Annotated in this window: 21 protein-coding genes; 13 read left to right on the top strand and 8 right to left on the bottom strand. The window is 64.7% G+C overall.

Features of this window, described 5'->3' with window-relative positions:
* Positions 1-23 precede the first annotated feature (23 nt).
* Together dprA and plsY are read right to left on the bottom strand one after the other, a co-directional pair.
* Positions 24-1,109: a DNA-processing protein DprA gene (gene dprA, locus HDC29_RS09050; RefSeq protein WP_179496365.1), complete on the bottom strand. Its 1,086-nt coding sequence runs from the start codon at positions 1,107-1,109 to the stop codon at positions 24-26.
* Complete coding sequence (gene plsY, locus HDC29_RS09055) at positions 1,106-1,708, bottom strand: glycerol-3-phosphate 1-O-acyltransferase PlsY (protein WP_179496367.1); 603 nt, start codon at positions 1,706-1,708, stop codon at positions 1,106-1,108. Before plsY ends, dprA begins: the two co-directional genes overlap by 4 nt.
* Before the next feature lie 133 nt (positions 1,709-1,841).
* Between plsY and murI the strand changes: the two genes are divergently transcribed.
* From murI to HDC29_RS09075, 4 genes are all read left to right on the top strand, one after another.
* Positions 1,842-2,645: a glutamate racemase gene (gene murI / locus HDC29_RS09060; protein ID WP_179496369.1), complete on the top strand. Its 804-nt coding sequence runs from the start codon at positions 1,842-1,844 to the stop codon at positions 2,643-2,645.
* 137 nt (positions 2,646-2,782) lie between these two features.
* Positions 2,783-4,003, top strand: a complete 1,221-nt coding sequence (gene hemA, locus HDC29_RS09065; RefSeq protein WP_179496371.1) for a 5-aminolevulinate synthase — start codon at positions 2,783-2,785, stop codon at positions 4,001-4,003.
* Positions 4,000-4,689 (top strand): nitroreductase family protein, encoded by a 690-nt coding sequence (locus HDC29_RS09070; RefSeq protein WP_179496373.1) that lies wholly within the window; start codon positions 4,000-4,002, stop codon positions 4,687-4,689. The genes hemA and HDC29_RS09070 overlap by 4 nt, the downstream gene beginning before the upstream one ends.
* A gap of 72 nt (positions 4,690-4,761) precedes the next feature.
* The gene (locus tag HDC29_RS09075; RefSeq protein WP_179496375.1) at positions 4,762-6,024 is read left to right on the top strand and encodes a YceI family protein; all 1,263 of its coding nucleotides are present in this window, start codon (positions 4,762-4,764) and stop codon (positions 6,022-6,024) included.
* A gap of 24 nt (positions 6,025-6,048) precedes the next feature.
* Here HDC29_RS09075 and HDC29_RS09080 read toward each other — a convergent pair whose 3' ends face one another.
* The 4 genes from HDC29_RS09080 to HDC29_RS09095 form a co-directional block, all read right to left on the bottom strand.
* Positions 6,049-6,708 carry a class I SAM-dependent methyltransferase gene (locus HDC29_RS09080; RefSeq protein ID WP_179496377.1) on the bottom strand — a complete coding sequence of 220 codons (660 nt, stop codon included), beginning with the start codon at positions 6,706-6,708 and terminating at the stop codon, positions 6,049-6,051.
* Positions 6,709-6,711: 3 nt separating this feature from the next.
* Entirely contained in the window at positions 6,712-7,929 is a 1,218-nt protein-coding gene (locus HDC29_RS09085; protein ID WP_179496379.1) for a DUF3419 family protein, read from the bottom strand.
* A gap of 144 nt (positions 7,930-8,073) precedes the next feature.
* On the bottom strand, positions 8,074-8,520 hold the full coding sequence (locus tag HDC29_RS09090; protein WP_179496381.1) for a hypothetical protein: 447 nt from the start codon (positions 8,518-8,520) through the stop codon (positions 8,074-8,076).
* Between the two features lie 46 nt (positions 8,521-8,566).
* Entirely contained in the window at positions 8,567-9,556 is a 990-nt protein-coding gene (locus HDC29_RS09095; protein ID WP_179496383.1) for a threonine/serine dehydratase, read from the bottom strand.
* A 63-nt stretch (positions 9,557-9,619) separates the two neighbouring features.
* Here HDC29_RS09095 and HDC29_RS09100 point away from each other — a divergent pair, with 63 nt between their 5' ends.
* The 4 genes from HDC29_RS09100 (at position 9,620) to HDC29_RS09115 (ending at position 13,592) form a co-directional block, all read left to right on the top strand.
* A complete protein-coding gene (locus HDC29_RS09100; protein WP_179496385.1) occupies positions 9,620-10,828 on the top strand; it encodes a saccharopine dehydrogenase family protein in 1,209 nt (402 codons plus the stop codon).
* 134 nt (positions 10,829-10,962) lie between these two features.
* Positions 10,963-12,048 (top strand): alpha/beta fold hydrolase, encoded by a 1,086-nt coding sequence (locus HDC29_RS09105; RefSeq protein WP_179496388.1) that lies wholly within the window; start codon positions 10,963-10,965, stop codon positions 12,046-12,048.
* Positions 12,045-12,395, top strand: a complete 351-nt coding sequence (locus HDC29_RS09110; protein WP_179496390.1) for a DMT family protein — start codon at positions 12,045-12,047, stop codon at positions 12,393-12,395. Before HDC29_RS09105 ends, HDC29_RS09110 begins: the two co-directional genes overlap by 4 nt.
* Positions 12,396-12,419: 24 nt before the next feature.
* Positions 12,420-13,592, top strand: a complete 1,173-nt coding sequence (locus HDC29_RS09115; protein ID WP_179496392.1) for a carboxynorspermidine decarboxylase — start codon at positions 12,420-12,422, stop codon at positions 13,590-13,592.
* Positions 13,593-13,619: 27 nt separating this feature from the next.
* Here the strand turns inward: HDC29_RS09115 and HDC29_RS09120 are convergent, their stop codons facing one another.
* Positions 13,620-15,278, bottom strand: coding sequence for an FAD-dependent oxidoreductase (locus tag HDC29_RS09120; RefSeq protein WP_179496394.1), 1,659 nt, complete (start codon positions 15,276-15,278; stop codon positions 13,620-13,622).
* A gap of 256 nt (positions 15,279-15,534) precedes the next feature.
* Between HDC29_RS09120 and HDC29_RS09125 the strand changes: the two genes are divergently transcribed.
* From HDC29_RS09125 to HDC29_RS09145, 5 genes are all read left to right on the top strand, one after another.
* Complete coding sequence (locus HDC29_RS09125) at positions 15,535-16,728, top strand: type III PLP-dependent enzyme (protein WP_179496396.1); 1,194 nt, start codon at positions 15,535-15,537, stop codon at positions 16,726-16,728.
* 89 nt (positions 16,729-16,817) lie between these two features.
* A complete protein-coding gene (locus HDC29_RS09130) occupies positions 16,818-18,149 on the top strand; it encodes an MFS transporter (protein ID WP_179496398.1) in 1,332 nt (443 codons plus the stop codon).
* Between the two features lie 74 nt (positions 18,150-18,223).
* Positions 18,224-19,378 carry a CaiB/BaiF CoA-transferase family protein gene (locus HDC29_RS09135; RefSeq protein WP_179496400.1) on the top strand — a complete coding sequence of 385 codons (1,155 nt, stop codon included), beginning with the start codon at positions 18,224-18,226 and terminating at the stop codon, positions 19,376-19,378.
* A 66-nt stretch (positions 19,379-19,444) separates the two neighbouring features.
* A complete protein-coding gene (locus HDC29_RS09140; protein WP_179496402.1) occupies positions 19,445-19,876 on the top strand; it encodes an MAPEG family protein in 432 nt (143 codons plus the stop codon).
* A 12-nt stretch (positions 19,877-19,888) separates the two neighbouring features.
* Positions 19,889-20,323, top strand: a complete 435-nt coding sequence (locus HDC29_RS09145) for an MAPEG family protein (RefSeq protein ID WP_179496404.1) — start codon at positions 19,889-19,891, stop codon at positions 20,321-20,323.
* A 3-nt stretch (positions 20,324-20,326) separates the two neighbouring features.
* On the opposite strand, the gene HDC29_RS09150 is transcribed toward HDC29_RS09145, so the two are convergent.
* Entirely contained in the window at positions 20,327-21,526 is a 1,200-nt protein-coding gene (locus HDC29_RS09150; protein WP_179496406.1) for a class I SAM-dependent RNA methyltransferase, read from the bottom strand.

Below are 21,526 nucleotides of genomic sequence, written 5' to 3' on the forward strand. Positions count from 1 at the left end.
ATGGCTTGGTGCGGCGGCGGCTATCACACGAGCGAGATCTTCGCCCCGGCATGACGCTCGACGCGGCCCGCGAGTTCGAGTTCGAGCAGCACGAGTTGCACCGTCGAGGCATCCTGCCCCGATTGTCGCACCAATTCGTCTACCGCGACCGGCGTCGGGCCGAGCAGGTCGATCAGCGACCGGCGCTCGCCCTCTCCCGCGTCCGCCGGTGCGGCGGCCGGCGTGAAGCGCTGCACCGGCTCGCGGACCATCCGCGCGTCGATCGGTCCGACCGCTTCGATCACGTCGTCGACTGTCTGGATCAAAGTCGCGCCTTCCCGGATCAACAGGTTGCAGCCCTGCGCGCGCGGATCGAGCGGAGAGCCCGGCACCGCCATCACCTCGCGTCCGTAATCGCCGGCGCGCCGAGCCGTGATCAGCGACCCCGATTTCGGCGCCGCCTCGATCACCACGGTCCCGTGGGCGATGCCTGCGATGACCCGGTTGCGCGCGGGAAAATGACGCGCGAGCGGCTCCGCGCCCGGCGGCTGTTCGGCGATGAGCAGCTGGTCGCTCGCGATCTTTTCCTGAAGCGCGGCATTTTCAGGCGGAAAGGCGATGTCGATGCCGCTCGCGATCACCCCCGCCGTCGCGCCGCCAAGCGCGCCGATGTGCGCGGCGGTATCGACCCCGCGCGCCAGCCCGCTGACCACCGTGACGTCGCGCGTGGCAAGATCGGCTGCGAGCTGGCGTGCGAAACGGCACGCAATCGCCGATGCATTGCGCGCACCGACGATCGCGACGCATGGTCGCCGGAGCATGGCCGTGTCGCCGCGCACGATCACGGCTGGCGGCGCGCCCTCGACCTCGCGCAGCATTGGCGAATATTCGTCCTCGTCGCTGAAAACATGGCGAGCGCCCAAGCCCGCCACACGTTCGATTTCGCGCTCGGCGACCTCGGGGGCCGCAATGCGCGCCTTGCCCGCTCCACCGCGCAGGACAAGGTCGGGCAACGCCTCGAGCGCCGCCACGCCCGACCCGAAGCGCGACATGAGCTGGTGCCAGCTGACAGGTCCGACATGCGGCGTTCGGATCAGCCGCAGCCGCGCCAGCCGCTCGGCGTGGGTCACACATGCTCCTTGCTGGCGCCGACGCGCGGTTCGGTCCCGGCGCGCAGCCGCGCAATATTCTCGCGGTGCCGCCACAGCACGACCACCGCGAGCCCCGCTAGCCCGATCGAATATACCGGATAGCCGAACGCCAGCGCAGCGACCGGTGCCGACACCGCCCCCAGCATCCCGCCGAGCGACGAGATGCGCAAAAGCAAGACCGTGCCGAGCCATACGACCGCGAACACCAACCCGATGGGCCAGGCGAGCGCCAGCGCCAGCCCCAGCAGCGTCGCCACGCCTTTCCCGCCGCGGAATTGCAGCCATACAGGATAGCAATGCCCGATCATCGCCGCGGCGCCGGCGATCATCGCGGCATGTTCGCCGAGTTCCGGAACGAAATGCCGCGCGAGCAGCACGGCAACCGCGCCTTTCGCGCCGTCGAGGATCAAGGTCGCCGCCGCCAGCTCCTTGCGTCCGGTACGCAGCACATTGGTCGCGCCGATATTGCCCGACCCGATCTGGCGCAGGTCGCCCGCACCGAAAAGGCGCGTCAGGATGACCCCGAAAGGAATCGAGCCCAGCAAATAGCCGAAGGCGACCAGCAAGAATATCGTCATGAAAACCCCGCTCCGTTTCGGCCTATGTGCCGCCGTTGGCGAAAGCAATCAACGGATTCGAACCCGATCGCTCCCAAAATGGATCGATAGCTCGCCCATTGAGCGGCGAGGGCCGCGCTGCTAGGCGCGGGACATGCTTCCCGCCGCCGACGCTCCCATCCTCTTTTTCGACAGCGGCCTCGGCGGTCTCACCGTACTCGGGCCAACGCGCGCGCTGCTGCCGACCGCACCGATCGTTTATGCCGCCGACTATGCCGGCCTGCCTTACGGCAAGAAAAGTGACGAGGAACTTGCGGCGCGGGTGCCCGCGCTGCTCGGCCGTCTGGTCGAGCGCTATCAGCCACGGCTTGCGGTGATCGCGTGCAACACAGCCTCAACGATCGCCCTTTCACACGTCCGCGCCGCGCTCGACCTGCCGATCGTCGGCACCGTGCCCGCGATCAAGCCGGCCGCCGAGTTGACGCGGAGCGGCGTCATCGGCGTACTCGGCACCGAGGCGACGGTTCGCCAGCCCTATGTCGACGATCTGAGCGCCCGCTTCGCCGCTGGAAAGATCGTACTGCGCCACGGCAGCCCCGGGCTCGTCACCGGCGCCGAAGCCAGGCTGCGCGGCGAGGCGATCGATCCCGAGGTGATTGCGCGCGCGATTGCGGGCCTGCGCGACCAACCCGGCGGCGATGCCATGGACGTCATCGTCCTCGCCTGCACGCACTTCCCGCTGCTGCGCGACGAATTGCAGGCCGCGGCGGGTCCCGCCGTTCGCCTGATCGACGGCGCGGCAGGCATCGCGCGGCGGATCGCCTGCCTGACCGAAGGGCAACGATGGCCCGATGCTCCTGCGCCCGGAATCGCGGTCTTCACGCGCAGCGACGATCGTCCACCGCCACCGCTCGTCGCGCTGGCGCCCTATGGCATCGGATCGATCGAGACGATCTGATAGGACAATTTGCCCCAATGCTGCGAATCGTTCGCACTGGCCTTTGGCGCTTTTCGGCGTTATTGGCCCGCATGTTAATAGCCGCCGGAGGGAGCGGCCCAATGGCCTGAATTGGCACCTGACTGCGGGGCTGAGACGTGAACTATAACGATATTTTCGCACGCGCCATCGACCGGTTGCACGAAGAAGGGCGCTACCGCGTCTTCATCGACATCCTGCGCAACCGCGGGTCTTTTCCCAATGCGCGCTGCTTCGCGGGGCATAACGGGCCGAAACCGATCACGGTGTGGTGCTCGAATGACTATCTGGCGATGGGCCAGCATCCGAAGGTCGTCTCCGCGATGGAAGAGGCGCTGCACGACGTCGGCGCCGGTTCGGGCGGCACGCGCAACATCGGCGGCAACACCCATTATCACATCGACCTCGAAGCCGAACTCGCCGACCTGCACGGCAAGGAAGGCGCCCTGCTCTTCACCTCGGGCTATATTTCGAACGAGGCGACGCTCGGCACGCTCGGCAAGCTGCTGCCGAACTGCATCATCTATTCGGACGAACTCAACCACGCCTCGATGATCGCGGGCATCCGCAATTCGGGCTGCGAAAAGCGCGTGTGGCGCCACAACGACCTCGCCCACCTCGAAGAGCTGATGGCCGAGGACGATCCCGAAGCGGCGAAGCTGATCGCGTTCGAGAGCGTTTATTCGATGGACGGCGACGTCGCCCCGATCCACGCGATCTGCGACCTCGCCGAAAAATACAACGCGCTCACCTATTGCGATGAAGTCCACGCCGTCGGCATGTATGGCCCGCGCGGCGGCGGCATCACCGACCGCGACGAGGCGGCGCACCGCGTCACCATCATCGAAGGCACGCTCGGCAAGGCGTTCGGTGTGATGGGCGGCTATATCGCCGCCGACAAGAATATCATCGACGTGATCCGTTCTTACGCGCCGGGCTTCATCTTCACGACCAGCCTGTCGCCGGTGCTGGTTGCGGGCGTGCTCGCCAGCGTACGCCACCTGAAATCGTCGAGCGTCGAGCGCGAGGCGCAGCAGGCGGCCGCCGCCTATCTCAAGCAGAGCTTCCGCGATGCGGGCCTGCCGGTGATGGATTCGACGACGCATATCGTCCCGCTGATGGTCGGCGACCCGGTGCGCGCGAAAAAGATCAGCGACATTTTGCTCGCCGAATATGGCGTCTATGTGCAGCCGATCAATTTCCCGACCGTGCCGCGCGGTACCGAACGCCTGCGCTTCACGCCGGGTCCGGCGCATGACGAAGCGATGATGCGCGAGTTGACCGACGCGCTTGTCGAAATCTGGGATCGGCTCGAACTGCAGCTCCAGAAGGCTGCGTGACGACCGCACCCGGTTATGACGAGGTCGTCGTCGGACGCCGCTCGATCCGCGGCTTCCTCGACAAGCCCGTTCCGAAAGCGGTAATTGCCGAAATCCTCGAGGTGGCGATGCGCGCGCCCTCGTCGTTCAACAATCAGTGCTGGAATTTCTCGGTCGTCACCGGCGATCCGCTCGCGGCGATCCGCCACGGCAACACCGAAGGAATCCTTGCGGGCAAGCCCGACAGCCGCGAGTTCCGCCGCTTCGATGGCATCGCCGACGACCATCGTGCCCGCCAGATCGAGATCGCCAAACAGCTTTTCGGCGCGATGGGCATCGCGCGCGACGACAAGGACGCGCGCCAGGATTGGGTGCTGCGCGGTTTCCGCCAGTTCGACGCACCCGTCAGCATCGTCGTGACCTATGACCGCGTGCTGCTCGGGAGCGACATCGCGCCCTTCGATTGCGGCGCCGTCACCAATGCGCTCGTCAACGCCGCCTGGTCGCGCGGGCTCGGCTGCGTCATCAACAGCCAGGGTATCATGCAAAGCCCCGTCGTCCGCGAACATGCCCGCATCCCCGACGATCAGGTCATCATGATCTGCGTCGCAATGGGCTGGCCCGATGCCGATTTCCCCGCCAATGCGGTGGTGTCGAACCGCAAGGGCGTCGACGAGGCGGTGCGGTTCGTAGGTTTCGACGATTAGGCACCCTTCGACAATATCCGCGTGACTCGATAGGGTTCCCCCGAATCCCCTCCCCGACCGCGAAAGATTGTCATGCCAACACAGCGTTATAGCTATACCGCGATCACGCTTCACTGGCTCATTGCGCTGTTGCTGGCGTTCCAGATCGCGCTCGGCTGGGCGCTCGAAGGGAACAACAGCCCCGAATTGTTTGCGCGCTACCAGCTCCACAAATCGGTCGGCATCACCATCCTGCTGCTCAGCTTTGCGCGCTTGGCCGCGCGCCTGTTCACATCGCGTCCGCCCGCCTCCGACGGCCCGGCATGGACGCGCGCGCTCGCCAGTACGGTACACTGGCTTTTCTACCTCGTGATGATCCTCGGTCCGATCACGGGATGGCTGCTCGTTTCTACCGCGCGCGTTCAGGTGCCGACGCTGCTTTATGGCATCATCCCCTGGCCGCACCTGCCCGTTGGCCGGAGCTGGCACGAACCAGCCGAATCGATCCACGGCGCGATGGCGTGGCTCGCGATCGGCCTGTTCCTGCTCCATATCGCGGGCGCGCTTCGTCACCAATGGTTGCTCGGCAAGCCCGAACTCCAGCGAATGATCCCTTTCGCGCGCGGGAAAGCTGCTGGAGCCGCGATCGGCGCGCTGGCGCTCGTCGCCGCGGTCTTTGCGGGCGGCAATATGATCTACCCCAGCAAGGATCGTCGGGTGGTGAAAGCCGAAACCGCGGCGCCCGCAGCGCCGGCTCCGAGGGCACCTGCGGCCTCACCTCGGCCCGAAGCACAAGCGATAGCGACCGAAACCAACGAAAGCGAAAAGGCCGAACCCGAAGACACCGGCCAGCCGCTCGCCGACTGGACGGTCGCGTCCGGTGGCCGGCTCGGCTTCACCGCGCACTGGAACGGCGAAGCGGTGGACGGCGCCTTCGGTCGCTGGCGCGCCGCCATCCGCTTCAGCCCCGACCAGCTCGCCAAATCGACCATTCGCGTCACCGTCGACCTTGCCTCGGCCGATACCGGCGACGGGCAGCGCGACGATTCGCTGAAAGGCAGCGACTTCTTCAACATTTCGGCCCACCCAAATGCTGTCTTCACGGCGCGCGACATCCGCCACCGCGGCGGCGACCGCTATGAAGCGCGCGGCACGCTCGACCTGCGCGGCATCAGCAAGCCCGCGACGGTTCGCTTTACGCTGCGCATCGACGGCGACCGGGCGCGTGTCGCCGGGACCGCGCGGATCGACCGCACGGCATTCGGCGTCGGCCAGGGCGAATGGGCGGCAACCGACGCGATCGCCGCCGGGGTCGACGTCGACTTTTCGTTCAGCGCGACGCGTCCGGCGTCCTGACCATCCAGTCATGGAAAATGCTGTCTAGCGCGGTCGTCGGTCGATCCTGAGCGACCAAGCATAGCCGCGATAGAGGCGCGTCACCGACATTCGCCCCCCGATATCATTCGCGATTTCGCGTGCGCCTTCGATCAGCATCGCGCGCGGTTCGACATGAAAGCGGGCGAGCCAGCCGAGCAGCGCGGCGCGCCACCAGCCGGGCAACTGCTCCTGCTGGCCGAAATCGACGATGTGAAGCGAGCCATGGGCGGACAAGTGGCGCATCGCTTCGCGCATCGCGCCCTGCCAGTCGGGAATCATCGACAGTGTATAGCTTTGGAATATCCGGTCGAACCCGTCGATCCCGAACAGCGTGTTGGGATCGAAATCCGTTGCATCACCCCTTGCCACGCTGATCCTTTTGGCAAGGCCGGCGCGCGCGATCGAGGCGCGCGCGGTTTTCAGCATCTCCTCCGAAATATCGATGCCGTGGAAGCGCGCGCCCGGCCAGCAACGGGCAGCCGCGATCAGGTTGCGCCCGGTTCCACAGCCGATTTCCAGCACCCGCCCGCCCACCGGCGGTGTCAACTCGTCGATCAACCGGTCGCGGCCGAGCAGATAATATTTGCGGGTCAGATCATAGATATGACGCTGTCCCCGATAGACGCCGTCCATCAGCGCCGCATGCCCCTCCCCCCGGCGCATGCCTCAATCCTTCAGGACATAAAGATGGACCCCGCCATAAATCGCCGACCGATCGCGACGCGTATAGTCGCGCGACGCTTGCTCGCGATAAACCCAGCGGCTGAGCAAATCCTCGGGAAGCCGTCCCGGCAGCAGGCTCGGCTCGGCGGCGGTACGGAAAAGGACGCGCGCGCCGGGCCGCGCGGTGCGCGTCACCTCGGTCCACAGCGCGGCAAGCTGCGCGTCGCTCATCCAGTCCTGCGCGTCGAGAAAGACATAGCGATCGAAACTGGCCGCATCGGCGGCGGCAAGCATGTCGGTCATGTTCGCGTGCAGCATCGTCACGCGTTCGGCGCGCGCCTTCACCGCGGCATAATTCGCCGCCTGCAGATAGGGCGGCAGCGGCATCGTGACGCCCTTCCCATATCCGCGCCCGAACGCCTGCCAGGCGAAATAATTCTCGTCGAGCGGGAAGTCGCACGCGAGCTTTTCGAGCCGCGCGCGCAGGACGTCCGCCATCGGCCTGCCGCCGGCGAGCGCGTCATATTGCGCGGGCGGGATACCGAGCCCGAAGAGCGACGACCGCTGATCGGTGACCCAGCGGATGAACTTCCTGTCGAAAAAGGGCGCGAATTTGGCTTCGAAGATCGCACGCTGTTCCGCGACCGTCTTCGCCTGCAGAAACTGTCTCGGGTCGATGCGGTGCATCCGCGCCACCAGATGCGCGAGGCCGATGAAATTTCCGAGCAGCCCGCGCTTGTAGAGCCCATGCGCGAAGCCGTTGATACGGCGGCGCCCCGCGAGGTCGCGGCCCTCCCAATAGCGGCGGCTGGTCTCGTCCAGATAGGGCCGGACGAACGCGCGATAGTCGGCGACGTTTGCGCTGCTGTCGGCGTCGGCAAAAAAGCGGCGGAAGCTGAGATAGTCAGGGAGCCGCTGAATGGCGACGCGCTTCAAATTATTCAGCGCGACATGCGCGGTGTTGAGATCGACCGCGACGATCTCGGCAGGATCGGCGGTGAGATAGGAAAAGACATTGCAACCACCGCTCGCAATCGTTGCGATCCGGTTGCCCGGCTCGATCGCAAGCGCCTCCATATCGACCACCGGATCTTCCCATATCTGGGCATAAACAAGGCCCTTGAACGCGAGCGCAAAGGCGCGGTCGAGCAGGCGCTGCTTCTGCTCGGCATCCTCTCGCACGACGGCGGCGGCGATCTTGCGATTGGGCTGGCTGGCCATGTAATGCGACTCCGGAACTGAGGGATCCGGGGCCGCGCATGGCAGGGAGAGGTGCCATTCCCGCGACGGTTCGGTGACAAATCGGCGACAGGAGCAAAAAACTCCCGTCATTCCCGCCACGGCGGCAATGACGGGCGGTTCAGATCAATCGCGGCAGTAGCCTTCGCCTTCCTTGACGATCAGGCATTCCTTCTTGCCCGCGAGATATTTGAGGCCGGTATCGCCGCCGTTACCCCGGCGCAGCGACAGCTCTTCGTCGCCGCGCTTGAACTTGATGCCATGCTCGCTGTCCCAGCCTTCATACGTGCCCTTGGTATCGAGGTCCGACTGCATCTCGAGCTTATATTTCTCGGGCGCTGCGGTCGCGATGGTGACGTACATGCCCTCCACCCCGGTCCATTTGCCGGCCCAGCTCGCGAAGCGGTGGGGCGCGGTGGCGGCGTTGCCGGTGCCGGCGGTCTCGCTCGGCATCGTCTCGACCGGCACCTCTTCGGTGGTCGTCGGCTCGGCGGGCGCCGGAGCCTCGGCCTTTTCGCAACCGGCCAGCAGCACCAATGCGGCGGTGCTCGCCAATATCATGCTCTTGTGCATCACGCGTCTCCTTCCCATTCCAAACGCTTCGGTCCCGATAAGTTTCCTATTCGGTGATGATCTCGGCGAACTTCAGCGGATCGACATTGCCGCCCGACAGGGTGACGAGCGTCGCATCGGTCACCGCGACCTTTCCCGCGAGCACCGCCGCGAGCGCCGCGGCGCCGCCGGGCTCGACCACCAGGTGCAGTTTTTCGAATACCAGCCGCATCGCGTCGCGCACTTCGCCGCGCGTCACCGCTATGCCCTTTACCCCGCGCGCCTGAAGCACCGCGAAGTTGATCGGCCATGTCTCGGGGGTCTGCAACGCATCGCATTCGGTGGGATAGGCCATGTCCTCGACCGACAGGATCCTGCCAGCAGCCAGGCTGCGCGTCACATCGTCCCAACCCTCGGGCTCGACGGCGATGATTTCGGCATCGGGGCAGGCGAGCGCGAGGCCTGCGGACAGGCCGCCGCCACCGCAGCAGGCGATAACCTTGTCGGGTCCGCCCAACCCGCGCAGCTTCATTTGCGCCGTCGCCTCGATCCCGGCGCTCCCCTGCCCCTCGATGATCCAAGGATCGCCATAGGCATGGACGAGCGTCCCGCCGTGCTGTTCGAGCAGCTTCGCCGCGACGGCATCGCGCGATTCGGTGACGCGATCGTAAAGCACGACCTCGGCGCCGAGCTTGCGCGTCGCCGCCAGCTTCATCGCGGGAGCGTTGCTCGGCATCACGATCGTCGCTTTGATCCCCAGCCGCTTCGCCGCCCAGGCGACGCCTTGCGCATGATTGCCGCTCGACACGCCGACAACGCCTGCCGCCGCCTGTTCGGGCGTCAGATCGGTCAGCCGGTGCCACGCGCCGCGGATCTTGAACGCGCCGACGGGTTGCAGGCACTCGGCCTTGCACCAGATCATTTTGCCGTCGATTTCAAGCGGGAGCAGCGGCGTTTGCGGCAGCAATGCAGCGACTTTCGCCGCGGCGCGTTCGACTCCCGCGAGCGTGGGCGCGCGGGTCGGGTCGATCAGGGTATCGGGGCTTTGCTGTGTCATGGCTTCGTCCTATAGGGCGCGGCATACAACACAAGCCGCAGCATAGCGGGCAGGAGATTTTTCATGAGCAAGGTTCTGGTGATCGGCGCAGGCGGCGTCGGATCGGTCGCGGTGCACAAGATGGCGATGAACCCCGACATCTTCCCCGACATCACGCTGGCCAGTCGCCGCAAGTTCAAGTGCGACGCGATCGCCGAATCGGTGAAGGAGCGCACGGGCGTGACGATCCAGACCGCCGAGGTCGACGCCGACCATATCGACGCGACCGCGGCGCTCATTCGCTCGATCGGCGCGACGCATGTCGTGAACCTCGCGCTCCCCTATCAGGACCTGACGATCATGGAGGCGTGCCTGTCGACCGGCGCGCATTATCTCGACACCGCCAACTATGAACCGCGCGATGAGGCGAAGTTCGAATATCATTGGCAATGGGCCTATCACGACCGCTTCAAGGAAGCCGGGCTGATGGCGCTGCTCGGCTCGGGCTTCGATCCCGGCGTGACGAGCGTCTTCACCACCTGGCTGCGCAAGCACCATTTCGACCGGATCGACACGCTCGACATCCTCGACTGCAACGGCGGCGATCATGGCCAGCATTTCGCGACCAACTTCAATCCCGAAATCAACATCCGGGAAGTCACCGCGGTCGCCCGCCACTGGGAAAACGGCGAGTGGGTCGAAACCCCGCCGATGTCGGTGAAGCAACCGTTCGATTTCGAAGCCGTCGGGCCGAAAAATATGTACCTCATGTATCATGAGGAAATCGAAAGCCTGAAAACGCACCTGCCCGAAATCAAGCGCATCCGTTTCTGGATGACCTTCGGCGACGCCTATATCCAGCACCTCACCGTGCTCCAGAATGTCGGCATGACGCGCATCGACCCGGTGATCTATGAAGGCCGCGAGATCATTCCGCTGCAGTTCCTCAAGGCCGTGCTGCCCGAACCGTCGAGCCTTGGCGAGACGACGAAGGGCAAGACCAATATCGGCGTCATCGCGACCGGCCTCGACAAGGACGGCAAGGAAAAGACGCTCTATCTCTACAATATCTGTGACCATGAGGACGCGTTCGCCGAAACCGGCAATCAGGCGGTCAGCTACACCACGGGCGTTCCCGCGATGATCGGGGCGGCGATGATGGTCACCGGGACCTGGTCGGGCGACGGCGTGTTCAACATGGAACAGATGGATCCCGATCCCTTCATGGCCATGCTCAACAAGCATGGCCTGCCGTGGCAGGTGAAGGAATTGGACGCGCCGCTCGACTTCTAGATCTGACGCCACCCTCTATGCCGTTCGTGCTGAGCTTGTCGAAGCACCGTTTTTCCCTTTAACCTGGGAAAAGCGGCCCTTCGACAAGCTCAGGGCGAGCGGTTTTTATTGGCTGGCAAGCGCAAGGACGTGCCATGAGATTTTACCTCGCCATTCTGGTGCTTCTCTCCCTTGCCACGCCCGCGCTCGCGCAAACCGAAGACTCCTACGCCCCGGCACGCGCGATCGTCGCCGACATCGGCAAGATCGTCACGCCGAACGGCGTTCAGGAAACCTTCGAGGCAACGCTCGGCGGCGCACGGCAGATCGTGAACGTCCGGGGCGCGGACCAAGACAACCCCATCCTGATCTTCGTCCACGGCGGTCCCGGCGCTGTGGAGATGCCCTTCGCCTGGGCGTTCCAGCGCCCGTGGGAGGACGTCTTCACCGTTGTGCAATATGACCAGCGCGGCGCCGGGCGATCGTACCCGCTGAACGATCCCGCCACGCTCGCGCCGACGATGACCGTCGAGCGCTACCGCGACGACGCCATTGAACTGATCGAGTTGCTCAAAAAGCGCTACGGCAAGCGCAAGGTCGTGCTGATGGGGCACAGCTGGGGTTCGATCGTCGGCCTGTCGGTCGCGGCCGAGCGCCCCGATCTGCTCTACGCCTATGTCGGCGTCGGTCAGGGCATAGATTTCCGCGAGGGCGAGAAGGCCGGCATGGCGTGGACGCGAGCGAAAGCGCTGGCGGCAGGCAACGCCGAAGCCGTCGCCGCGATCGACGCGCTCGCACCCTATCCGCAGGGCGAGTTCACCATCGCCAAAGCCGATGGCTGGCGCAAATATGCCATTCCCTATGGCTCGCTGATCTACAACAAGCCCGACCTCAAATATTATTTCCAGACCCCGCGCCTGTCGCCAGAATATACCGCGGCCGATGTGCAGGCGTGGGGCAAGGGCAGCGCATTTTCGGTGACGACGCTCTGGCCGCGGCTCGCCGACGTCAGCTTCCAGTCGGTGCGCAAGATGGACGTTCCGATCGTCTTCCTGCTCGGACGGCACGACTATACTGTACCTTCGCCGGTGGCGGCCCAGTGGTTCGGACAGGTTGAAGCACCCTCAAAGAAGCTCGTCTGGCTCGAACATTCGGCGCATATGCCGATGGTCGAGGAGCCGGGGCATTTCTTTGCCGCGCTGCTTCGCGACGTGCTGCCGCTGACGAAAGAGACCAAATGACCGCCTATCTCGCGCCGATCGGGCTGCTGTTCGTCTCGAACATCTTCATGACCTTCGCCTGGTACGGCCAGCTCGGCGCGGTGTCGCGTCCGGTCTGGCTCGCGGTGCTGATCGCGTGGGGAATCGCCTTTTTCGAATATTGCCTCGTCATCCCCGCGAACCGCATCGGCTATGGCGTCTACAGCGCCGCCGAACTCAAGACCTTGCAAGAAGTGATCACCCTGATCATATTCGCCGGGTTCGCGGTCTTCTGGCTCGGTGAGAAGCTGACGGTGAACCATCTCGTCGGCTTCGGTCTGATCGCGGCGGGGGCGTTCTTCATCTTCAAGGGACCGATTGCGGTCTGACTTAATTCAGGAATCCCAAGCGACATGGAAACCCGTGCCGGCGACCCCGGAGCCTTTGCCCGCTTCGACCTGACCCGCGTCCCCTCCCCCGCATTCGTCGTCGATGCCGCGAAGGTGCGTGCGAACCTGGCGCTGCTGCGCCATATCGGCGACGCGTCGGGCGCGCGCGTGCTTGCGGCGCTCAAGGCCTTTTCCATGTGGTCGCTCGGGCCGACCGTCGCCGAATATCTCGACGGCGTATGCGCCTCCGGCCTTTACGAAGCGAGGCTCGGCCGCGGCGAATATGGCGGCGAAGTCGCCACCTATTGCGCCGGCTACAAGGAAGCCGACCTGCCCGAGATCGCGGCGCTGTCCGACCATCTCATCTTCAACTCGCCCGGCCAGATCGCGCGATTCCGTCCGCTGCTCGACCAGCTTCGTACGCAGGGTGCGACGTTCGACATCGGCCTGCGCATCAACCCCATGCACAGCGAAGGCGAGGTCGCGAAATACGATCCTGCCGCGCCGTGCAGCCGCCTCGGCTTTCCGATCAGCCAGCTGCTCCCCGAACATATGGAGGGCGTCGACGGCGTCCATATGCACAGCCTGTGCGAACAGGACTTCCCGCCGCTCCAGCGCACCTGGAACGCGGTGCAGCCGATGCTGCGCCCCTTCTTCGGCCAGCTCAAATGGATCAATTTCGGCGGCGGCCACCATGTCACGCGCGCGGATTATCAGGTCGACGACCTGATCGCTTTCCTGAAGCAGGTGCGCGCCGCGACGGATTGCGACGTCATGATCGAGCCCGGCGAAGCGATCGCGCTCGACGCCGGCATCCTGGTCGGGGAGGTGCTCGACCTGTTCGACAATGGCATGCCGATCGGCATCACCGACGTTTCGGCGACCTGCCACATGCCTGATGTGATCGAGGCACCCTATCGCCCCGCAATGCTCGATGAAGGAAGTGAAGGCATGCCCACGCGGCTCGGCGGCCCCTCGTGCCTCGCGGGCGACATCATCGGGGACTATCGCCTGCCCGGCGGTGCGCGCATCGGCCAGCGCTTCGCCTTCCTCGACCAGGCGCATTATTCGATGGTCAAAACCAACACCTTCAACGGCGTGCCGTTGCCCTCGATCTGGCTGTGGGATAGCGAGAGCGACGCGCTGAAGCTGGTCCGCGAATTCGGTTACGAGGATTTCAAGACGCGGCTGGGGTAATCCAAACCCATTTTCACCTGGATGACGTTATTCGGCGGGAGCGCCAACCTCCGCCAAAGCCTGATGGATGTCGCTGACCACCACCGACCCCTCACCCACCGATGAAGCAACGCGCTTCACCGACCCCTTGCGGACATCGCCCACGGCATAGATGCGCGGCCAGCTCGTTTCATAGCGCGTCGGCATGCGGTCGAGTGCCCAGCCCGCCTTGACCAATTCGATAGGTGCGATGTCGGTGCCGGTCTTCACGAAGCCGCGCTCGTCGCACACCATTTCCTTGGGAAGCCAGGTCGTGTTCGGGTTCGCGCCGAGGAACAAGAACAGGAAGCCGCAATCGCAATGCCCCTCCTCGCCGGTCTCGCGGCAGCGATAGGTTAGACCGGCGAGCCGATCCTCGCCGTGGAGCGCAACGACGTCGGTCGATGCTATGATCTCGATATTCGGATGCTCTTCGAGCCGCTTGACCAGATATTCGGACATCGTCTCACGCAGGCTCGACCGGCGGAAGATGACGTAGACCTTCTTCGCCACGCTGGCGAGATAGATCGCCCCCTGCCCCGCCGAATTGCCTGCCCCGACGATCGTAACCTCGGCATCGCTGCACAGCTGTGCCTCCATCGGCGTCGCGCCATAATAGATGCCACGTCCTTCATAGACCTCAATGCCGTCGATCGGCAGGCTCTGATATTTAGCGCCGCTTGCGACGACGACCGCGCGGCTGCGCAGCTTGCGACCATCCGCCAGATGCAGGCAATAGGCGTCCTCGTCGCGGTTGATCGACGCCGCGCGGACCGGCGCCACCAGCCGCGCGCCGAATTTCTGCGCCTGCACCGTCGCGCGGCGCGCGAGTTCGTTGCCCGAAATGCCGGTCGGGAAGCCTAGGTAATTTTCGATCTTCGACGACGTCCCCGCCTGTCCGCCCGGCGCCAGCGCATCGAGCGCGATCACCGTCAGCCCTTCGGACGCGGCGTACACTGCCGCCGCCAGCCCACCGGGACCGCTGCCGACGACGATGACGTCGGCGGTCGCGCCGTCGGGAAGCAGGTCGAGCCCGAGCCCGGCCGCGAGTTGTTCGGGAGTCGGCTGGATCAGCACATCGGCGGCACCAAGGATCGCCACGGGCAGTTGATCCTCGGCCAGCCCGCGCTCGGCCAGAAGATGCCCTGCGACCGGCCCGTCGGCGGGGTCGAACCAGCGGTGCGCGACGCCATGCTTCATGAGCAGGTCGCGCATCGCATAGACGCTGCGGTCCATCGCCGCGCCGATAATGATCGTGACCGCAAAGCCGCGATGCTTGCTGAACTCGCGCCGCGCCGACAGCACGCGCACGAAGATGTCCGAATAATGCGAATTGCCCGCGATCAACCGCTGGAAATCGGGGTGCGCGATGCGCAGTATCTCGCCGTCGGCGCCCATTTCGACGCGCGACAGATGTCGCTGCCCCGTCAATACCGACAGGTCGCCGGCGAATTGCCCTCGCTCCATCCATCCGACGCGCTTGCGGCCCTCGTCGGTCGACGCGAAAATGTCGGTGTACCCCGACAAGGTCACGATGCAATCGGGAGCCATCGCCCCTTCTTCGATGAGCAGATCGCCGGCCCTGTGCGACTCGACCGTGCCATAGGCCCGCAGTTCGTCCAGTTCTGCGTCGGAGAAGTTGTGATTGACCTCGGCGCGAGAAACCATGGGAGGAGAGTCCTTTCGGGTTAGGTCTTCAACATGTTTCTAATACCGCGGCGCGCTTTTGTCTCGCCTTTGCCCGGCCCGGCGCGCGTCGCACCCGCTTCGCCGTGCATGTTACCGTGCTATTACAAAATTGCGCCCAAGGGTCTTTACAGGGGGGACCCCCGCCCATATATGCGCTCTCCGCTGCCCCAGGGGGACTTCCAATAACCGCAAGGCAGCCTTGGATGTTTAACGTTATTTTTGGGGGTCCCTTGAGTTGCACCAGCATCATAGCGCCCACGGGCTGATTCAGGCACTTTCGCCGGTCGAACCTGTTACGCTTGTCCGCCCGCATGCCGCGCGGCGCGCAGCGCGTTTCTTCATCGAGCGATTTCCCGGCACGACCATGTATGCGGTCAAGGCGAATCCATCGCCCGACCTGCTACGCGTGCTGTGGGACTCGGGCGTCACCCATTATGACGTCGCCTCGATCGCCGAGGTCCGCCTCGTCGCGCGCACGCTTCCCGACGCGACGCTATGCTTCATGCATCCGGTCAAGGCCGAGGAAGCGATTTCCGAAGCCTATTGGAAGCATGGCGTGCGCACCTTCTCGCTCGACACGCTCGACGAACTCGAAAAGATCGTCCGTGCGACCGAAGGCGCGCAGGATCTGAACCTGCTCGTCCGGCTTCGCGTCTCGTCCGACCATTCGAAGCTCAGCCTAGCCGCGAAATTCGGCGCCGAGCCCGACGAGGTCGCCGAACTGCTGATGGCGACCCGCCAAGCGGCCGACGCGCTCGGCATCTGCTTCCATGTCGGCAGCCAGGCGATGACGCCTCATGCCTATGCGCAGGCGATGGAACGCGTCCGCGCCGCCATCGTCGCGGCGTCGGTCACCGTTGACATCATCGACGTCGGAGGGGGCTTCCCCTCCTCCTATCCGGGTATGGAGCCGCCGCCGCTCGACGCCTATTTCGAGACGATCCACCGCAGCTTCGAAAGCCTGCCGATCAGCTATTCGGCCGAACTGTGGTGCGAGCCCGGCCGCGCGCTGTCAGCCGAGTATAGCTCGCTCATCGTGCGCGTCGAAAAGCGTCGCGGTGACGAACTGTACATCAACGACGGTGCCTACGGCGCGCTGTTCGATGCCGCGCATGTCGGCTGGCGCTTCCCGGTCACGCTGCAACGCGAAGACCGCAGCGAGGCCGAGATGGTGCCGTTCAGCTTCTACGGCCCGACCTGCGACGACCTCGACCATATGGCGGGGCCTTTCTTCCTGCCCGCTGATGTCAAAGCCGGCGACTTCATCGAGATCGGCATGCTCGGCGCTTATGGGTGTGCGATGCGGACCAAGTTCAACGGCTTCGGCGCGGACGAGACGCATGTCGTCAGCGACGAGCCGATGGTCAGCCTCTATACGGGCGAAGTCGAGCAGGAACGCCGCAGCGCGACGGTGACCAAGCTGTTCTGATCGCAACGGAATGCCAAAAAGCGGGGGGCCGGCGCTGCGATGCGACCGGCCCTTTTCCTTTCAGGACAAGGCGCTAGATTGCGCCGCTTATGCAACCCTTTCACCATCTTCTTGCCAACAACCTGGTCGCGAACATCACCAATTTCACGGTGTGGTTCGCGCTCACCTTCTGGACCTTTCTCGAAACCCGGTCGGTGTTCGCGACGGGGATGATCGCAGGCATTTATCTCGTCCTCACCGCCGCGCTCGGTATCTGGTTCGGCAGTCTTGTCGACCATCATGGCAAACGCAACATGATGCTCGTCTCCAGCGCCGCCTCGCTGGCGCTCTACGCCGCCGCGCTCGCGGGCTATGCGCTCGCCCCCGATATTCGCGGTGCGGATACCGGGAGCATCACGCTCTGGCTCTTCATCCTCATCACGATGCTGGCGGTGATCGCCGGCAATATCCGCATGATCGCGCTGCCCACGCTCGTCACTTTGCTCGTGGCGGAAGATCGCCGCGACAAGGCGAACGGCCTCGTCGGCATGGTCAGCGGCATCGGCTTCCTCACCACCTCTGCGATCAGCGGATTCCTCGTCGCGTGGGGCGGCATGGCAGGGACGCTAGCCTTCGCGACCGGCTTCACGCTGGTCGCGATTGTCCACCTGCTGTTCGTCCGGATCGACGAGCCGCGTGTTGGCGAAGCGCATGACGCGCCGCGCCGCATCGACCTCGCCAGGACCCTTCGCGTCGTGCTGGGCATACCCGGCCTGATCGCCCTCATCCTCTTCACGACATTCAACAATCTCCTCGGCGGCGTCTTCATGGCGTTGATGGACGCCTATGGCCTGTCGCTGATGGAGGTCGAGGAATGGGGATTGCTCTGGGCGGTCATTTCCTGCGCCTTCATCCTCAGCGGGATGGTCATCGCGCGGACCGGCCTTGGCGTGAACCCCGTACGAACGCTGCTTTTCGTTAACCTCGCGGCATGGATCGTCGCGGTCTTCTTCACGGTCCAGTCGTCGATCCTGCTGCTGGCGGCCGGCTGCTTTATATGGATGTTCCTCGGCCCCTATGCCGAGGCGGCCGAGCAGACGACGCTGCAAAAGGTCGTTCCCTATGAACGGCAAGGGCGCGTCTTCGGCTTTGCCCAATCGGTCGAGCAGTCGGCGTCGCCGCTCACCGCCTTCCTGATCGCGCCGCTGACGCAGTTCATATTCGTGCCGCTGATGACCGACGGTGCGGGCGCGGTCGCGATCGGCGACTGGTACGGCCGCGGGCCGGAACGCGGCATCGCGATCGTCTTTTCGATCGCCGGTGCGTTCGGTGTGCTTGCGACGGTCGCCGCTTTCCGGTCGAAATCCTATCGCCGGATATCGACCGCCTACGCGGTCGGTACCGGCAATGAAGCGGATAGCCTGACAGAACAGCCAGCCTGACGACGAAGCCTCTTCCGTTTTACTTTGCAATCATTCTATCGTGCGCGCGAAGCAGAGAGAGAGGATGCGCGTCGATGTTGTCAGGGATCCGGATCATCGATCTTACCACGGTTATCTTCGGTCCCTATGCGACGCAGATGCTCGCCGATCTCGGCGCCGAAGTGATCAAGGTCGAAACGCCGGGCACCGGCGACATTTCGCGCTATCTCGGGAACGGCGTCCCCGACCCGACAATGGGCTCTATCCACCTCACCGTGAACCGCGGCAAACGGTCGATCGCGCTAGACCTCAAGAAGCCCGAGGACGCCGCCGTACTCCGCGACCTGATCGCGAGTGCCGACGTCTTCTTTCACAATGTCCGAGGCAAGGCGATCGCCAAGCTGGGCTTCGACTTTGCGGCCTGCGAGGCGCTGAAGCCCGACATCATCTATGTCCATGGCACCGGCTTCGGGCAAGACGGCCCCTATGCCGATCTGCAGGCGTATGACGATGTCATCCAGGCAGCGACGGGTACGACCAGCCTGCTGCCACGTGTCGATGGCGACCCGCGCCCACGCTATTTCCCTTCGCTGATCGCCGACAAGATCGCGGGCCAGTTCGGGGCGCAGGCGATCCTTGCCGCGCTAGTCCACAAGCTCCGCACCGGCGAAGGGCAAGAGGTCGAGGTGCCGATGTTCGAATGCTTCGCGTCCTTCATGCTCGTCGAGCATTTCCGCGACGCGACGCTCGATCCGCCCATCGGTCCCGCCGGCTATCCGCGTCAACTCGACCCGACGCGCCAGCCCTTTCCGACGAGCGATGGCTATCTCGCGATCGTTCCCTACACACCCGAATCGACCGCGCGGCTGATGGCGCTGCTCGGCAGCGCCGACCTGCTCGCAACGCCGGACTATGAGGCGGCAAAGGCCGAAGGACGGCATATGTCGCTGATTTACAGCGAGATCGCACGCAAAACACCGGCGAAATCCACCGCCGAATGGCTCGCACTGTTCGCCGCAAACGATATTCCGGCGATGGCGACGCGCGACCTTCAGGACATCAAGGAAGACCCGCATTTCGCTGCAACCGGCTTTTTCCGCCACCGTACCCATCCCGATGTGGGGGCGTTCCACGAAATGCAGCCGCCGGTGAAATATGGTGCGATGCCGCCGCGCGATCTTGGCTTCGCGCCGCGCGTCGATGGCGACGGAGCCGCGATCCGTACCGAGATCGCGGTTCGGCGCGACTGAATTTTGGCAATTGCATATCGGCGCGCCGCCCCTAGCATCGCCGCCGTACGACAAAGGGGGGAGCATATGACGCCGAACATTCTCGCACCGGGCGCGGTGCTGATCCTGTGGACGCTCGTCATGCTGGTGTGGGTCGCGGTGACGCGCTTCGGCGCGCTTGCCAAATCGGGTATCGATCTCAAGGCAGCACCGCCCGGCGGTCGCGGCGGCGACCTTGAAGGGATCTTGCCGCCCGTCACCAACTGGAAATCGCACAATTACACGCATCTGCTCGAACAGCCGACGCTCTTTTACGCCGTCATTCTGATCCTGCACGCGGTCGGCGGCTATCCCGCCTATGTCGTATGGATCGCCTGGGCCTATGTCGCGCTGCGTATCGTGCACAGCTTCTGGCAGGCAACGGTGAACCGTATACCGGTGCGCTTTGCCATCTTTGCGGCGTCGACCTTGTGCCTGCTGGCGCTCGCGCTGCTAGCGGTGATCGCCACTTTGGGTTGAGGGGGAGAGATTATGGATACGAACGCTATTTTGGGACCGGTCGCGACGCTCGCGCTCTGGTCGATGGTCATGTGGGTGTGGATGTACGCGACGCGCATCCCGGCAATGCAGCGCGCGAAAATCGACGCCGCAAAAATGGTCGGCGGCACCGGCAAGGGGCTCGACGATGTGCTGCCCGCCGAGGTGCAATGGAAGGCGCATAATTACAACCATCTGATGGAACAGCCGACGGTCTTCTATGCCGTCGCGATCGCGCTCGCGGTCGGCGGCATGGGCGGCGGGCTGAACGCGCAGATCGCTTGGGCCTATGTCGCCCTGCGCATCGTGCACAGCCTGATCCAGGTGACGGTCAATCGCGTGATGTGGCGCTTCGGCGTCTTCGCGCTGGCAAGCCTTGCCCTATTCGCGCTTTGCCTGCACGCCTTCATGGGTTTCGTGCTGCATTAACAGCTATCGCGAAAACCGCGCGGCCAGTTCCACATGGGTCGACCAGCGGAACTGGCCGACGGGCTGGACCCAGTCGAGCCGGTAGCCGCTTTCGGTCAGTATTTTCGCATCGCGCGCGAAGCTCGCGGGATTGCAGCTGACATAGGCGATTGCCGGCACCGCTGAACCAGCGAGCTGCCTCACCTGCTCCTCCGCCCCCGCGCGGGGAGGGTCGAGGATGATCGCACCGAAACGGTTGAGCTCGGCAGGCACCAATGGGCGCCGGAACAGGTCGCGATGCTCGGTCGCGACCAGCGCGCGGGCGCGGTTTGCGGCGCCGGTCAACGCGGCGACCGCATCGCGCGCGCCCTCGGCAGCATAGACTTTGCGCCCCGCCTGCACCGACAGCGCGAAGGTGCCGACCCCCGCAAACAGGTCGGCAACGGCGCCGGCATCACCGATCGCTTTGGTTACCGCATCCACGAGCGCCGCCTGCCCCGTCGCGGTCGGTTGCAGAAAGGCAAAGGGCGGCACCTCGACCAATATGTCGCCAAAGCGCATCGTCGGCGGATCGGGCTGCCATAGGATTTCGAGCCCGTCGCCCTGATCGATCGCGAAACGCGCCAGATTGTGCCTGCCGGCAAAATCCTGCAACGCCATCGCGGCATCTAGCCCCTCGGCCTTGACGCCATCGAGGATCAATTCGACGCCCTGATCGAGCACTTGCAGCTTGACCTTCACCGGGCGTCGCGGCTGCGCAATCATGACCAGCAGTTCGCGCACAGGTTCGATCAACGCGAAGAGTTCGGGCAGCAACAGCGGGCACATCCGCATATCGACGATCTGGTTGCTCTGCGCCGCGTTGAATCCGATCGCGACCTGTTTGCCCGTCCTGAGCGCGGTGAGCGCGGCGCGGCGGCGACTCTGCGGCGGCGAAAGGAGCGCGGGAAGCACCTCGCCATAGAGGACGTCCTGCCCCTCCAGCCCGCCGACCACGCGATCGCGCACGAACTCGGCGAGCGCCGGTTCGGCGACATGCTGCAACTGGCAACCGCCGCATTTGCCGAAATGGCGGCACACCGGTTCGGCGCGGTTCGGTCCCGGAATGAGGATCCCGTCGTCGCGCACGCGGTCGCCCGGCACGGCGCCCGCCACATGGCGGCCGTCGCCCGTCACGCCGTCGCCGCGCGCGGCGATGCGCTCGATCAGCGCAGCTTCGCTCAT

Source organism: Sphingopyxis sp. JAI108 (genome assembly GCF_013410105.1).
GTDB classification, from domain to species: domain Bacteria; phylum Pseudomonadota; class Alphaproteobacteria; order Sphingomonadales; family Sphingomonadaceae; genus Sphingopyxis; species Sphingopyxis chilensis.